The organism is Xanthomonas sp. 3307, assembly GCF_014199735.1.
Classification (GTDB): Bacteria; Pseudomonadota; Gammaproteobacteria; order Xanthomonadales; family Xanthomonadaceae; genus Xanthomonas_A; species Xanthomonas_A rydalmerensis.
The window spans coordinates 145,679-160,962 of the sequence record NZ_JACHOG010000007.1; the positions used below are offsets into that span (position 1 = coordinate 145,679).

The following is a 15,284-nucleotide window of genomic DNA, read 5'->3' on the forward strand; positions in this document are numbered from 1 at the left end:
CGCAGGCTCCTTGCAGCAGTCGCGCGCATCACAGCACGCCCTTGGTGGAGGGCAAGGCCGCACCTTCGCGGCGCAACGCCTGGCGCAGAGCACGCGCCAGCGCCTTGAAGCAGGCTTCGACCTTGTGGTGGTCGTTGTCGCCGCGCACGCTCAGGTGCAGGTTCAGCCCGGCCGCGTCGCACAGCGAGCGGAAGAAGTGCGGCACCAGCTCGGTCGGCATGTCGCCGACCCGCTCACGCTTGAACTCGCCTTCGAACACGAAGTACGGCCGCCCGCTGAAATCCAGCGCGGCGCTGGCCAGGGTCTCGTCCATCGGCAGGGTGAAGCCGTAGCGGCCGATCCCGCGCTTGTCGCCCAGCGCCTGGCGCAGCGCCTGCCCCAGCGCCAGGCCGGTGTCCTCGATGGTGTGGTGTTCGTCGATGTGCAGGTCGCCCTCGGCGCGCACGTCCAGGGCGAAACCGCCGTGCTTGCCGATCTGCTCGAGCATGTGGTCGAAGAACGGCAGGCCGGTGGCGCAGTGCGGATCGCGCGCCAGGTCCAGGTCGATCTCGACCGCGATGCGGGTTTCCTTGGTGTCGCGCTGCACCCGTGCGCGGCGCGGCGCATCGGCCAGTTCATGGGCGATGCCGGCCCAGTCCCACTCGCCGCCGAACTGCGCGGTGCGCAACTGGAAACCGCGGATGCGCAGGTTCTCGGCGAACTGGATGTCGGTGGCGCGGTCGCCGACCATGGCCGAGCGCGCCCAGTCGATGCTGCGGTCCTGCAGGTACGGCAGCATCAGGCCGATGCCGGGCTTGCGCGTGGGCGCATTGTCGGCCGGCCAGCTGCGGTCGACCAGCACCTCGCGGAACACGATGCCCTGGCTGGCGAAGATCTGCAGCATCAGGTCGTTGGGGCCGTCGAAGGCGGCCTGCGGATAGGCCTCGCTGCCGAGGCCATCCTGGTTGGTGACGATGACGAACTGGTAGCCGGCATCGCGCAGCTTGAGCATCGCCGGGATCACGCCCTGCACGAAGCGCAGCTTCTCGTAGGCGTCGATCTGGAAATCGGCCGGCTCCTCGATCAGAGTGCCGTCGCGGTCCACGAACAGGATCGGAGTCATGCCGCCGCCCTCCACGCCTGCAAGGCGCCGAGCACGCGCTGGTTCTGCACCGGCGTGCCCAGAGTGATGCGTAGCGCATCGCCCAGGCCCGGCGCGGCGCGCTGGTCGCGTACGACCACCCCGGCCGCCAGCAGCGCCTGGAACGCGCCCTCGGCGTCGTCGAAGCGCAGCAGCAGGAAATTGCCCTGCGACGGATACACCTGGCGCACGCCCGGCAACACCGCCAGCGCCGCCTGCATGCGCGTGCGTTCGGCGCGTACTTCCTGCACCCGTGCGGCGGTCTGCCGCAACGGTTCGGGCTGCAACGCAGCCAGCGCCAGCTGCGTGCACGGCGCCGGAATCGGATACGGCGCCTGGCAGCGCCGCAGCACCGCGATCAGCGCCGGATCGGCGATCACGCAGCCGATCCGCGCCGCCGCCAGCGCGTGCGCCTTGGACAGCGTGCGCAACACCGCCAGATTGGGGTGGCGCACCAGCAGGCCGGTCGCCGAGGCTTCGTCGGAAAACTCGCCATAGGCTTCGTCCACCACCAGCACCGCCCGCCCGTGCAGGCGCTCGGCGGCACGGGCGATGTCGGCCAGGGCGATCGCCGCGCCGCCGGGGTTGCCCGGCGAGCACAGGAACACCAGCTTGGCCATCTGGCTCAGTGCGGCGTCCACCACCGCGTCCACGTCGGTGAGCAGACCGTCGGCCGTGTCGCGCAGCGGCACCTCGACCACGCGTGCGTTCTGCAGCCGCGCGCACACCGCATACATGCCGAACACCGGCGGGGTGATGACGATGGCGTCGCGGCCCGGCTCGCACAGGGCGCGCAGCAGCAGGTCGATGGCCTCGTCGCTGCCGCGGCCGAGCAGCAGTTGTTCCGGGGCGCAGGCGTACAGCGCAGCCAGCGCCGCGCGCAGCGCCGGCGGTTGCGGATCCGGATAACGGCGATTGCCGGCGTCGCCATCGGCGGCGTTGGCCCAGGCCGATTCGTTGGCATTGAGCCAGACCTCGCCCTGCAGCGCGCTGCTGCGTGCGGAGGAGTAGCCGGCGAAATCGCGCAGGTCCGGGCGTACCAGCGCCAGCACGGCGCGCGTGTCGGAGGTCGCGCTCATGCCGCCGTCTCCATGCGCAACGCCACCGCGTTGGCGTGCGCGTCCAGGCCTTCGGCGCGAGCCATCAGTACCGCGCAGCCGCCGATCGTGGCGATGCCGTCGGCGCTGGCGCTCTGCACGCTGACGAAATTCTGGAAGCTGGCCACGCTCACGCCGCTGTAGGCGCGCGCGGCGCCGCTGGTCGGCAGCACGTGGTTGGTGCCACTGCAGTAATCGCCCAGCGCCTCCGGGGTGTAGTCGCCGAGGAACACCGAGCCGGCGGCCTCGACCCGCTGCAGCCAGTCGCGCGGCGCGCGCAGCGCCAGGATCAGGTGTTCCGGCGCATAGCGGTTGCTGATGGCGAACGCGTCGTCCAGCGTGTCGACACGGATCAGCCGCGAGGCGGCCAGCGCCTGCCGGGCAATCGCCGCACGCGGCAGCGTCGCCAGCTGCCGCTCCAGTTCGTTCTCGACCGCCTCGATCAATGCGACGCTATCGGACAGCAGCAGCACCTGCGAATCCGGGCCGTGCTCGGCCTGCGACAGCAGGTCCGCGGCCACGAAGGCGGCATTGGCGCCGGCGTCGGCGATCACCAGCACCTCGGACGGACCGGCCGGCATGTCGATCGCCGCCGCGCCGGCCTGCGCCACCTGTTGCTTGGCCTCGGTGACGTAGCTGTTGCCGGGGCCGAACAACTTGTCGCAGGACGGCACGGTCTCGGTGCCGAAGCCCATGGCCGCGATCGCCTGGGCGCCGCCGAGCTTGAACACCCGGTCCACCCCGCACAGCGTCGCCGCGACCAGCACCGCCGGATCGGCCGAGCCGTCGGCACGCGGCGGCGTGCACAGCACCACTTCGCGACAGCCGGCCAGCGCCGCCGGCACGCACAGCATCAGCGCGGTGGACGGCAGCGGTGCGCTGCCGGCCGGCACGTACAGGCCGACCCGGCCGATCGCCCGCACCACGCGCTCGCAGACCACGCCCGGCGCGGTCTCGACCGCGTACGGCTGCGCCATGCCGGCGCGGTGGAAGGTGTCGATCCGCGCCGCCGCCTCAGCCATCGCCGCGCGCAGCGGTGCCGGCACCGCCGCCTCGGCGGCGGCGAACTCGCTGGCGCTGACCTCGAAGGTCTCCAGCACCACGCCATCGAAACGCGCGGTGAGCTCGCGCAGCGCCACGTCACCGCGGCTGCGCACGGCATCCAGCACCTGCGTCACCGCGCTGCGGGTCTGCTCGGCCACGCGCTGCACCGGCCGGGTCAGCGCCAGCGTCTGCTCCTGCGCGTCGAGCGCGCTCCATTCCAATCGATTCATGCCAGCGACCGCTCCACCGTCAACACCATCAACCCCTGCGCGCCTGCGCGCTCCAGTTCCTCCATGCGCTGCCAGGTGATCGCGCCGTGGCACATGGTCTGCAACTGCAGCGGGCCATCGCCGTCGCCAGGCAGTTGCACCAGCGGTTCGGCATCGGGCAGCAGCCGCGCCAGGTCGGCGACGCGCTCGCGCGCGGCGCGGAACATCAGCAGTTTGCTGTCGCGCAGCTTGAGCACGCCATCGAGCCGGCGCAGCAGCATCGCCGCCAGGCCGGCGCGGGCGTCGGCCGGTTCGCGCACCGGCCCGGCCAGCACCGCCTCGCTCTCCAGCAAGGTCTCTACCGGCTTGAGCTGATTGGCGGCCAGGGTGGCGCCGCTGGAAACCAGATCGCAGATCAGGTCGGCGGTGCCCAGGCGCGGCGCGATCTCCACCGAGCCCGACAGTTCCACCACCTGCGCGGCGATGCCACGCGCGTCCAGCCAGTCGGCCAGCACCGCCGGATAGCTGGTGGCGATGCGTAGCCCCTGCACCTGCTGCGGCCCGCTCCATTCCCAGTTCTCGGGCACCGCCAGCATCAGCCGGCACTGCCCGAAGTTGAGTCCGCGCAGGGCGCGGTAGGCCTCGGGCAAGCCGTTGCGGCGGCGCTCGCCGGCCTGCTCTTCCAGTTCGTTGCGGCCGACGATGCCGAAGTCGCACACGCCATCGGCGATCAGGCCGGGAATGTCGTCATCGCGCACCAGCAGCAGGTCCACCGGCAACGATTCGCCGTAGCAGAACAGCTTGTCGCGGCTCTCGCGCCAGCTCAACCCGCAGGCCGCCAGCACCGCACGGGCCGGCTCGGCCAGGCGGCCACTCTTCTGGATCGCGATACGCAGCCGGTCGCGGGCCGGTGCTGCCAGGGAAGCACTCATCAGGACATCTCAGTGGGAATCGGAGGGGCGCGCCGTCTGCCGGCGCAGCGCCGCGGCATAGCCGCCGGCGCCGTATTCCAGGGTCCGTGCGACACGGCCGATGGTGGTGACGCTGACCTGGGTCAGGTCGTGGATCTCGCGGTACGGCACGCCCTTGAGCAGCAGTGGCACCACCCGCCAGCGGTCCGCCATCGCCTCCAGCTCGGCCGGCGTGCACAGGTCCTGCAGGAACGCCGCCACTTCCTGCGGCTTGCCGAGCTGGGCCAGGGTGCGCGCCAATGCCTTGAACGAGGCATCGCTGTCGCGGTCTTCTGCGGGGACGGGACGTTGTTTCATTGCGCTAATGTAATAGCACGCTATTACAAGGTCAAGTTTTCGCGGGTCGCGCCGGCCTGCCGTTCAGCCGTGACCATCCGCAGCGACTACACCCATCGCGCCGATGCCGGCATCACCAGCAACGGCGATTTCGGCGTGCCCGCTGGATGCCTGGATGCCCCGCCCAGACGCGCTCAGCCCCTAAGCACTGTGGAAGATGGCGCCTTCCGCATGTGGAAGGACCAACCGGCGGCCGCTAGGATCGGCAACGACCACCGCCCCAGGAGCGCCGCATGCGCTACGCATGTCTTGCCAGTCTTACGCTGTGCCTGGCGACGCACGCATTGGCGCAGCCGCCGCCTCCGGCACCACCCGCTCAAGTGGCGGCAAGCGGCGACACCGCGGTTGCCACTGCGGCGCTGCCGATCCGCTCCAGCGCCCAGCTCGAGACCTACCTGCGCGCCAACGCCGGCCAGCGCACGCCACTGGATGCGCTCACGCCCGGCGCCCGCGAACGCTTCCTCGACGGCCTGGTGTTCGGCCGCAATGGCCTGGGTGGATTCGATACGCAGGACCTGCCGCAACTGACCCGCGAACAGGGTCGCGCATTGCTGGCGCTGTTCGGCGTCGAGCGTTATGCCGAAACCTTGCCGCATTGGGCGACGCAGCCGCGCGTCAGCGATCCCGCTGCCCGGATCGGCGACCTGGAGCGCCGTTACAGCCGCTACCGCCGGAACCTGGACGGCCTGCGCCACAGCGAGCGTGATCCGTGGCCCGCGTTGCGCAGCGCCCTACCCGAGATCTTTGATCGCGCCGCCATCGCACAGCTGGACGATACCGCGCTGGACCTGCTGTATCGGGCCGTCTTCGCCACCTACGCGCTGCGCCCCACCGCGGCAGGGCTGGACGCGCAACTGCAGGTGCTGGCGCAGTTGCGGCGCCGCGCGCAGGCCAGTGCGACGCAGGTGGATGCCGCCGGCAACGCGCTGCTGCTGGCGCATCGCGCGGAGGACGCGCGACGTGTGCTGGCCGATGGCGGCAGCGCCGACTGGCCGCGCTGGCTGCGCTTCGACGACCGCCTGGGCGCGGCGGCGCAGGGCCCGACGCTGTGGTCGCTGGACGCCGATGGCCGCACCCTGCGCCGGCAGCGGATCGATCTGCGGCCAACCCGGATCCTGGTCAGCGCCGGCTGCCATTTCGCGGCCGACGCCGCACGCGCCATCGCCGCCGATCCCGAGCTGGGGCCGGTGTTCCGCGACCACGCGCTGTGGCTGTCACTACCGCCCGGCAGCGAGGACATAGACGCGTTGCGCGCCTGGAACCGCGCGCAGCCGCAGACGCCGCTGCACCCGCTCTACGACGTCGAGGAATGGCGGCTGCTGCCGCGCGAATGGCGCATGCCGACGTTCTTCCTGGTGCGCGACGGCAAGGTCGTCGCGCGATTGCAGGGGTGGCCGGCGGAGGATGGCGCGCAGCGCAGAGCACTGAAGGCGATGTTGCAGGATGCGGGCCTGCTGTAGGAGCGGCTTCAGCCGCGACAGGCGTTCCCGGTGATGCGTCGCGGCTGAAGCCGCTCCTACGAAATCCTTTACGGCGCGGCGGCCGTCTCCGGCCGCCGCGACCGACTCAGGCCATAACCTTGGCCTGCTCCAGTTCCACCAACAGCGTGCTGGCCAGTTCGTCGCGGGCGATCTCGAACTGCTGCTCGCGCAGCAGGTCCTTGACCGCGACCACGCCGCGCGCCAGCTCGTCGTCGCCGGCCAGCACCACGAAGCGGATGCCCGCACGGGCCGCGTACTGGAACTGCTTGCCGATCTTCTTCGGCTCCATCTGCACTTCGGTGTTGATGCCGCCGACGCGCAGCCGCCGCGCGATGTCCAGCGCGTCGTCCAGCTTGGTCTCGTCCATCAGCGCCACCATCGCCTGCACGCTGCTGGAGGCGATGCCGTCGATCAACCCGGCCTCGCGCAGTTGCCAGAACAGCCGGGTCAGGCCGATGGAGATCCCCACGCCGGGCAGCTTGGACTTGCTGTAGTGGCTGGCCAGGTCCTCGTAGCGGCCGCCCGAGCAGATCGAGCCGATCTGCGGGTAGTCGGTCAGCAGCGTCTCGTAGACGGTACCGGTGTAGTAGTCCAGGCCGCGGGCGATGGAGAAATTCAGGCAGTACGCGGTTTCCGGCACGCCGAGCGCCTTGACCAGGGCCAGCACCTCGCGCAGCTCGGCCACGCCCTCGCGCAGGATCGTGCTGGACGCCGCATCGGCCTCCAGTGCCTGCAGCCGTGCCAGCGCATCGTCATGGCCGCTGGAGCGCACCGCGACGAAGTCGAGGATGCGCTGCACCTGCTCGGCAGGAATGCCGAAGCCCTCGCCGGCCAGCGTCTCGCGCACGTAGTCGGCGCCGCGCTTGTCCAGCTTGTCGACCTCGCGCAGCACCGCGAGCTGGCGCTCGCCCTCGGCCACGCCCAGGCTCTCGAAGAAGCCGCGCATCAGCTTGCGGTTGTTCAACTGCACGGCGAAATCGCCGATGCCCAGTTCGGCGAACACCGCGTGGATCACCGCCAGCACTTCGGCGTCGTAGCGGATGCTCAGCGCGTCCTTGCCGATCACGTCGATGTCGCACTGGTAGAACTCGCGGAAGCGGCCGCGCTGAGCGCGTTCGCCGCGGTACACGCGCTGCATCTGGTAGCGGCGGAACGGGAAGCTCAACTCGTGCTCGTGCTCGGCCACGTAGCGGGCCAGCGGCACGGTCAGGTCGAAGCGCAACGCCAGCTCAGGCAGCCCGCCCTCGCCGCCCTCGGCCGCGGCATTGGCCAGCGCACCGGTGGACTGCACGAAGTACACCTGGCGCTCGGTCTCGCCGCCGGACTTGGTCAGCAGCACGTCGGACAGTTCGAACACCGGCGTCTCCACCGGCAGGAACCCGAACCGCTCGTAATTGCGGCGGATGACGTCCAGCATGCGCTGAAACGCGATCTGCTCGCGTGGCAGCAATTCCATGATGCCGGGCGGCGTACGGGGCTTGATCACGTGCGGAACTCCTGCGATTCGGGGGCGAGCGGGACAGCAATTCTAGCCGCACCGGCCACGCCCGGCCGCATCGGCGTATCATTCCCTGGTGACGACGCCGCTGCCACGCCCATGAACCGGCCTCCTTCCGGATTCGCCCTGCCCTACGCCGAACCGGCCGCCGCGCGTGCGCCGCACGGCAACGAATGCCTGCATTGCGCGGTCCGCCACCTGGCGATCTGCTCGGCGCTGGCCTGCGACGAGGTGCAGGCGCTGGAACGGGTCACCACGTCGCTGACCTATCCCACCGGCACTACCATCGCGCGCACCGGCGAGGCGCGGCAGGCCGTCTATACCGTCACCGCCGGCGCGCTGCGCCTGGTCCGCACCCTCGCCGACGGGCGCCGCCAGGTCGCCGGTTTCGTCCTACCGGGCGACTACGTCGGCCTGAGCGAATCGGCCAGGCACCGCCACGACATCGAAGCGATCGCCGACAGCCGGGTATGCCGGGTGTCGGTGGCGCAGATGCAGCAGTTGCGTACCCAGTTCCCGCACCTGGAGCGCAAGCTGCTGCAGCGCGCCTGCCTGGAACTGGACGCGGCGCAGGACGCGGCGCTGTCGCTGGCCCGGCTGCAGCCGGCCGAGAAGCTGGCCGACTTCCTGCTCAAGCTGGCCGCGCGCGCGGCGCGCCAAGGCGATGCCGGCAACAAGGTGGTGCTGCCGATGGGCCGCGGCGACATCGCCGACCATCTCGGCCTGACCATGGAAACGGTCAGCCGTACCTTCACCAAGCTGCGTCAGCAGGGCCTGATCGCGCTGCCGCAACTGCACGTGGTGGAGATCCGCGACTTCGCCGCGCTGCACCGGCTAGCCTCGGACGAAGCCTGAGCCGGATCGCCGCGGCGATTTTTTCGCCACGTCGCGCCAGGCGCTGACGCCACGCGGCGCCCGGCCACTTATCCACAGGATTCCAGGGCAACGTTCCACACTGCGTGTGGACAACCTCGCCGCGCCGGCTGGCCGGCAACGGATGGCCTGTGCGGTGGCCGGCAACCCCAACGCCACGCCACCCCTGAACGCTTCAGCTGGTCTTCGCCGCATCGCGGCCCGACCGGCATAGACTGCGCGCGCAACACACCTGCGGCGTCGCCGCGGTGCCGGTGGGGGGGACCACTCGGAGGGCCAACATGGCCGTCGCCATCGAGATGCAACACGCCTCGCGCGCCTGCGTGATGCTGGACCGCGAGCGCGAACTGGCGTTCTGGAAGATGCACTTCGTGCACAGCACCTTCCATCAGCCCGGTTACACCTTCCATGACTACGAGCCGGCACTGAAGCTGGCCTACGACGCCTACCTCAAGTACCACGGCCAGCGCGTGGAGGACGTGGTCGCGCAACTGCGCGACGTGTTCCTGCGCGACCACCCGCGCTCGCGCCTGGACTGGCTGCAGGTTCGCGGCATTGTCCTGGCCGCCTGGCAGCGGCTGCAGCCGTCCGACTGAGCCGCCGGGCGCGCGGGCGCCACCGCCCGCGCAGTGCTCAACCGGCGAGCAGGCGCGCGCGCAAGGCCGCGTAGTCCGGCGCGATCGGCTCGGCCTGTGCCGGCCGCTGCAGCAGCGCCGCCAATGCCGGCGGCACCGGCACCGGCTGCCCGATCAACGGCTCCACCACGCCTTCGAACTTGGCCGGATGCGCGGTGGCCGCCACCGCCCAGTCGCCGGCATCGGCTTCCGCACCCTCGGCGCGCAGTTGCTGCAGCACGTGCAGCGCGGTGGCGGTATGCGGGCAATGCACCTCGCCATAGCGGCGGAAACGCTCGCCGATGGTCTGGCGGATCTGCGCATCGTCCACCGAGTACGCCTGGAATTGGGTGCGCAGGGTGGCGTCGTCGCCCTGGTACAGCCAGCGCAGGCGCTCGACGTTGCTCGGTGCGCCCACGTCCATGGCATTGGCCACGGTCGCCACGCTGGGCTGCGGCGCGTAGTCGGCGCCGGCGAAGAAGTCCGGCAGCACGCGGTTGGCGTTGGTGGCCAGCACGATCCGGCCCAGCGGCACGCCCAGCGCACGCGCCAGGATCGCGGCCAGCGCGTTGCCGAGATTGCCGGTGGGCACCACCAGGTTCAGCGGTTGCGCATGCGCGGCGTGGTGCTGCAGCGCTGCGTGCGCGTAGTAGCTCATCTGCGGCAGCAAGCGCCCCAGGCTGATGCTGTTGGCCGAACTCAACGGCGCCTGCGCCTGCAGGTCGGCGTCGTTGAGCGCCTGCTTGACCAGCGCCTGGCAGTCGTCGAACGACCCGGCCACGCGCAGCGCCTGGATGTTGTCGCCGAAGCATCCGAGTTGGTGCGCCTGGCGCGGCGACACGCGCCCGTCCGGATACAGCACCACCACGCGCAATCCGGGCTGGCGATGGAACGCCGCCGCGACCGCGGCACCGGTGTCGCCGGAGGTGGCGACGAGGATGGTCAGCGGCGTCGCAGCCCCCCGCCGCAACCGGGTCAGGCAGGCGGCCAGGAAGCGCGCGCCGAAATCCTTGAAGGCGGCGGTCGGGCCATGGAACAGCTCCAATGCATGGTCGCCGGGCGTGGCCAGCGGCTGCAGCGGCGCATCGAAGTCGAAGGCCTCGGCGCAGATGGCCGGCAGTTCCGTGGCCAGGGCGTCGCCGTCGAAGAATGGCGCCAGCAGGTCCGCGGCGGTCTCGGCAAGGCTGGCGCCGGCGCGCAGGTCGCGGGCGGCGGGCATGCGCTCGGGCACGTACAGGCCGCCATCGGGGGCGAGGCCGGCGGCGATGGCCTGGCTGAGCGAGACGGGGGGTGCGGCGTTACGGGTGGAGATGAAGTTCATGGTGGTTCCATTAGCGGGGAGTTCGATCGCACTGTCGTTCTTTGCTGTTGCTTTGGCTGTTGCTTTGGCTGTTGCTTTGGCTGTTGCTTTGGCTGTTGCTTTGGCTGTTGCTCTGGCTTTGGCAGTTGCTGTTCTGCTTCACCCGGGGTCCCCTCGGCGCGGCAGCCACGGCGGGCGAATACCCGAAGGGCGACGCGCAGGATGCGCGTCGTTTTTCGCCGGCACATGGATGTGCCGTCGAAAAATGCCCGTCGTGGCTGCGGACCCGGAGCGCGTAGCGCGGAGGGCGCGCTGCGGGGTGTGCTTTCTTTTGGTTACTTTTCTTTGCACAAGCAAAGAAAAGTAACTCGCCGCCAGGCGAAAGCTTTTGCTCTTGTTGTTGCTTTAAGACCCATGTAGGAGCGGCTTCAGCCGCGACAGGCGCTTCGCCCATCGCCCAAGTCGCGGCTGAAGCCGCTCCTACAAGCTCCGCTCGTCCGCCACACGCAAAAATCAAGCAACAGCAACAGCTTTCGCCTTGCGGCGAGTTACTTTTCTTTGCTCGCGCAAAGAAAAGTAACCAAAAGAAAGCGCGCCCTGCCTCGCGCCCTCCGCGCTAACGCGCTCCGGGTCCGCGTCCATCACGGGGATTCGCGGAAGGGGCATCCTGCCCCTGCCGCGAACGGCGCACGTCCCTGTGCGCCGCCCTTCGGGTTTTTCCCCGCGATGGCCGCCGCTTCGGAAGGGAACCCGGTACGGCAACAGCAACAACAAGAGCAACAACCAGAGCAACGGCAACGGCAACGGCAACAGCTACTGCGACAGCAAAAGCAAAATCGGCAACAGCAACAGCAACAGCAACAGCAACAGCAACAATATCGGCAGCGGCAGTAGCGGCAGCAACAAAGGCGTCAACGCGCCGCGCCAACGCTCGGCTACAGCAACGTCGCGCCCGGACACTGCAGCGGCGACACCCAATGCTGGCTGCCGAAGCCGGCATCCGCGAAAGCAGCCTGGACCGCCGGCGCCGCGGCCTCGGCCTCGGCGCGGGTGGCGAACCAGGCGAAGACGCTCGGGCCGGCACCGGAAATGCCCGCGCCCATCGCCCCAGCCGCCAGCGCCGCCGCCTTGGCCGCGTCGAAACCGACGATCAACGGCGCGCGCCGTGGCTCGATCAGCACATCGCGCAAGCCGGCGCGTACCAGCGCCTCGTCGCCGGCATGACAACCCGCCAGCACCAAGGCCAGGTTCGCGCTCTGCGCCACGAACTCGCCGAGCCGGTACTCCCCGGCCAACGCCGCGCGCGCATGGCGCGTCTCCAGCGTCGCGTCCGGATGCACCAGCAAGCTGTGCCAGCCAGTCGGCACCGGTACCGGCACCAGCCGCTCCAGGGTCGACAGCACCAGCCCGCCGAGCAACATCGGACCGAGGTTGTCGCCATGGCGGCTGCCGCTGGCCACCGCCTCGCCGTCCAGCGCATAGCGATACAACTGATCGCGCGACAGCGGCGCCTCGAGCAAGGCATTGGCCGCCACCAGTGCAGCCACGCACGAGGCGGCCGAGCCGCCCATGCCGGAGCTGAGCGGGATGCCCTTGTCGATCTCCAGTTCGAAACCGAACGGCAGCGCCAACGCCTCGCGCAGCGACATCAGGGCGGCCCCGGCGGTGTTGCGTGCGGGCTCCAGCGGCAAGGCGACCGTGGTGCCGCGGATCGCGGTGATGCGGACCTCGGGCGCATCGATGCGGCGCACCGTCACCGTGTCGCCGACGCCTTCCACCGCGTAGCCGAGCAAATCGAAGCCCACCGCCACGTTGGCCACCGAGGCCGGCGCGAACGCGCGCGCCTGCGCCGGCAGCGCGGCCGTACCCATGGCGCTTGTCGGCAGCGTCTGCATCCGGCTCACAGGCGCGCGCCCTCGCCCGCCGCCACCCGCAGCAGGTCGGCGAACACGCCGGCGGCGGTCACTTCCGGGCCGGCGCCCGGCCCCTGCACCACCAGCGGATTGGCGCAGTAGCGACGGGTGGTGAACTGCACCACGTTGTCGGTCAGGCGCAGGTTGGCGAAGGCATGGTCGGCCGGCAGCTCCACCAGGCCCACGCTGGGCGCATGGCCCGGCGCCAGCCGCGCCACGTAGCGCAGCACGCAGCCGCGCGCCTTGGCCGCCTGCAGGCGCTGGGCGAAGGCGTCGTCGACCTCGTGCAGGCGCGCCATGAAATCGTTCACGCTGGCCTGGCGCAGCGCTTCCGGCACCAGGCTCTCCACCGCCACGTCCTCCAGACTCAGTTCGTGCCCGGCCTCGCGCGCCAGGATCACCAGCTTGCGCGCCACGTCGGTGCCGGACAGGTCGTCGCGCGGATCCGGTTCGGTGTAGCCCATGCCGCGCGCCTCGGCCACCAGTTGCGCGAACGGCACGCTGCCGTCGTATTTGTTGAACAGCCAGGCCAGGGTGCCGGAGAAGATGCCTTCGATGGCGGTGACGGCATCGCCGGTATCGACCAGGTCGCGCAAGGTGGTGATCACCGGCAGCCCGGCACCGACCGTGGCCTCGTAGCGGAAGCGCGCGCCGCTGGCGGCGGCCGCGGCGCGGATGGCGTGGAAGCGCGGCAGCGGACCGGCGCCGGCCTGTTTGTTCGGGGTCACCACGTGGATGCCGGCCGCCAGCCAGCCGGCGTAGCGGTCGGCGACGTCGGCACTGCCGCTGCAGTCGATGATCACCGCATGCGGCAGATGCGCCGACAGCAGGTGTGCGGTGAACGCGTCCAGATCCGTCGGCTGCTGACCGGCGGCCAACGCCTGCCGCCAGTCGCCGGCGAAGGCACGCGGCTCCAGCCGCATGGTGCTGCGCGAGGCGATGGCGCGCAGGCGCAGGTCGAGGTTGGCCTTGGCCAGCAGTTGCGGCTGCGCGGCACGCAATTGGTCCAGCAGCGCCGCGCCGACGTTGCCCGGCCCGATCACGCCGACCGAGAAGGTCTGCGGCGACAGCCAGAAGCCGGCATGCGCAGCGCGCAGCGCCTTGGTCGCGTGCGCGCTGTCGATGGCCACCGAGATGTTGCGCTCGGACGAGCCCTGCGCGATCGCCAGGATGTTGACCTGGGCGCGGCCCAGCGACTCGAACAGGCGCGCGGCCACGCCGGGCTGCCCGGCCATGCCGTCGCCGACCGCGGCCAGCACGCTGATGCCGGTGGTCAGCTGCACGCGCTGCACCTGGCCCACCACCAGTTCGTGGGCGAAGGCCGAGAGCACCGCGTCGCGGGCGCGCTCGGACTCGTTCTGCCGCACCACGCAGCAGATGGAATGTTCGGACGAGCCTTGCGAGATCATCACCACCGACACGCGCGCGTTGCGCAGCGCGGCGAACACGCGCTCGGCAGTGCCGGGCACGCCGATCAGTCCGGTGCCTTCGAGGTTGAGCACGGCCAGGTCCGGGCTCAGGGTCAGCCCCTTGATCGGGCCGCTGGTGGCGCTGCTGGCGGTGATGCGGGTGCCCGGATGCTCGGGCTGGAAGGTGTTGCGGATGATGATCGGCAGGCCGCGCTCGATCGCCGGCGACATGGTCTGCGGGTGCACCACCTTGGCGCCGAAATAGGCCAGTTCGCAGGCTTCGTCGTAGCTGAGCGTCTCCAGCTGCACCGCTTCGGGTACCACCCGCGGGTCGGCCGAGAGCACGCCGTCGACGTCGGTCCAGATGTGCAGTTCGGCGGCGTCGAACAGCGCGGCGAAGATCGCGCCGGAATAGTCGCTGCCGTTGCGGCCGAGGGTGGTGATGCGGCCGGCGCGGTCGCGGGCGACGAAGCCGGTGACCACGATGCGCTGCTGCGGGTGCTGCGCACGCCACTGCGCCAACCGCTGCGCGCTGGCGGCCCAGTCCACATCCACACCCAGTTCGCCACGATCGACCACCAGCACCTCGCGCGCATCGAGCACGGCGCAGTCCTCGCCCAGCGCCCGCAGATGGTCGCCCAGCAATTGCGCCGAATACACCTCGCCTAGCCCTTGCACGCGGTCCAGCACTTCCCGCGGCAACTCGCCGATCACCGCCAGCGCAGCGAGGATTTCGGCCAGGTGCTCGAAGCGCGCGTCCAGCCATTCCACCGTGGCGCCGGCATGCTCGCCGAGCAAGGCCACCGCCGCGGCGCGATGACGGGCGCGGGTCTCGTGCCAGCGCTCGCGCCAGTCGCCGTGGCCGTGCGCGGCCAGCTCGGCCAGGCCGATCAAGGCATCGGTGACGCCCTTCATCGCCGAGACCACGGTGACCTGGAGGCGTTCCGGGCGCGCCAGCAGCAGTTGCGCCACATGGCGATAGCGTTCGGCATCGGCCACCGAGGTGCCGCCGAACTTGTGCACGACGGTGGCGGCGGCGAGCGCGGGATCTACGGGGGAATCAGGCGAAGCGGCGACAGCGGGAGCGACGGCGGACGACATGGGAGACCTCGGAGTGGAGGCCCCGCTCGCATCAGGCCGAGGGAGTCCCCCGCATCCTGATCCGGGTGCGGGGCCGTGGTGTTCGACAATCAGGCGAAGACGACGGACCGCACCGGGCGAATGGTGAGGGTGGTAATACCGGTGGTAATGCCCGCGGCAACGGCGGCCGCGTGCCGAAGCGAACGCGGAAGCGAGATGGCGGTGAGGGCGAGAACCTGAGGCATGAACGCAAGAGGACATCATGCGCTGGGGCGCTGTCAAGCGCCGTGTGTGCACCTGCAGCATCGACCTGCTGGTCGAACGAGACGGTTGCAAAAG

12 protein-coding genes are annotated in these 15,284 nt (G+C 70.4%); 3 read left to right on the plus strand and 9 right to left on the minus strand.

Translation table 11 applies throughout. The annotated features are described in order from the left end of the window. Nucleotides 1–28: 28 nt before the first annotated feature. Genes hisB through GGR64_RS16475 form a run of 5 tightly spaced genes read right to left on the minus strand, consistent with a single transcriptional unit; the run spans nucleotide 29 to nucleotide 4,738 of the window. A complete protein-coding gene (gene hisB / locus GGR64_RS16455) occupies nucleotides 29–1,102 on the minus strand; it encodes a bifunctional histidinol-phosphatase/imidazoleglycerol-phosphate dehydratase HisB (RefSeq protein WP_184647159.1) in 1,074 nt (357 codons plus the stop codon). Continuing rightward, nucleotides 1,099–2,199, minus strand: coding sequence for a histidinol-phosphate transaminase (gene hisC, locus GGR64_RS16460; protein ID WP_184647161.1), 1,101 nt, complete (start codon nucleotides 2,197–2,199; stop codon nucleotides 1,099–1,101). Before hisC ends, hisB begins: the two co-directional genes overlap by 4 nt. Continuing rightward, the gene (hisD, locus tag GGR64_RS16465) at nucleotides 2,196–3,491 is read right to left on the minus strand and encodes a histidinol dehydrogenase (protein ID WP_160969009.1); all 1,296 of its coding nucleotides are present in this window, start codon (nucleotides 3,489–3,491) and stop codon (nucleotides 2,196–2,198) included. Before hisD ends, hisC begins: the two co-directional genes overlap by 4 nt. Beyond that, a complete protein-coding gene (gene hisG, locus GGR64_RS16470) occupies nucleotides 3,488–4,402 on the minus strand; it encodes an ATP phosphoribosyltransferase (protein ID WP_184448034.1) in 915 nt (304 codons plus the stop codon). Before hisG ends, hisD begins: the two co-directional genes overlap by 4 nt. Before the next feature lie 9 nt (nucleotides 4,403–4,411). After that, complete coding sequence (locus GGR64_RS16475; RefSeq protein WP_017908286.1) at nucleotides 4,412–4,738, minus strand: YerC/YecD family TrpR-related protein; 327 nt, start codon at nucleotides 4,736–4,738, stop codon at nucleotides 4,412–4,414. Between the two features lie 272 nt (nucleotides 4,739–5,010). Between GGR64_RS16475 and GGR64_RS16480 the strand changes: the two genes are divergently transcribed. Beyond that, nucleotides 5,011–6,237 carry a hypothetical protein gene (locus GGR64_RS16480; RefSeq protein ID WP_260303056.1) on the plus strand — a complete coding sequence of 409 codons (1,227 nt, stop codon included), beginning with the start codon at nucleotides 5,011–5,013 and terminating at the stop codon, nucleotides 6,235–6,237. 106 nt (nucleotides 6,238–6,343) lie between these two features. Here the strand turns inward: GGR64_RS16480 and hisS are convergent, their stop codons facing one another. Then, on the minus strand, nucleotides 6,344–7,744 hold the full coding sequence (hisS, locus tag GGR64_RS16485; protein WP_184448036.1) for a histidine--tRNA ligase: 1,401 nt from the start codon (nucleotides 7,742–7,744) through the stop codon (nucleotides 6,344–6,346). Between the two features lie 111 nt (nucleotides 7,745–7,855). Here hisS and GGR64_RS16490 point away from each other — a divergent pair, with 111 nt between their 5' ends. Further along, the gene (locus tag GGR64_RS16490) at nucleotides 7,856–8,611 is read left to right on the plus strand and encodes a helix-turn-helix domain-containing protein (RefSeq protein ID WP_184647163.1); all 756 of its coding nucleotides are present in this window, start codon (nucleotides 7,856–7,858) and stop codon (nucleotides 8,609–8,611) included. A 299-nt stretch (nucleotides 8,612–8,910) separates the two neighbouring features. Continuing rightward, nucleotides 8,911–9,225, plus strand: a complete 315-nt coding sequence (locus GGR64_RS16495) for a hypothetical protein (protein ID WP_160969001.1) — start codon at nucleotides 8,911–8,913, stop codon at nucleotides 9,223–9,225. Between the two features lie 37 nt (nucleotides 9,226–9,262). Here the strand turns inward: GGR64_RS16495 and thrC are convergent, their stop codons facing one another. The 3 genes from thrC to thrA all read right to left on the minus strand — a co-directional run bounded on the left by thrC (nucleotide 9,263) and on the right by thrA (nucleotide 14,966). Further along, a complete protein-coding gene (thrC, locus tag GGR64_RS16500; RefSeq protein ID WP_184647164.1) occupies nucleotides 9,263–10,564 on the minus strand; it encodes a threonine synthase in 1,302 nt (433 codons plus the stop codon). Nucleotides 10,565–11,478: 914 nt separating this feature from the next. Next, nucleotides 11,479–12,414, minus strand: a complete 936-nt coding sequence (locus GGR64_RS16505; RefSeq protein WP_260303057.1) for a homoserine kinase — start codon at nucleotides 12,412–12,414, stop codon at nucleotides 11,479–11,481. Between the two features lie 29 nt (nucleotides 12,415–12,443). After that, complete coding sequence (thrA, locus tag GGR64_RS16510) at nucleotides 12,444–14,966, minus strand: bifunctional aspartate kinase/homoserine dehydrogenase I (protein WP_184647166.1); 2,523 nt, start codon at nucleotides 14,964–14,966, stop codon at nucleotides 12,444–12,446. Nucleotides 14,967–15,284: the final 318 nt, after the last annotated feature.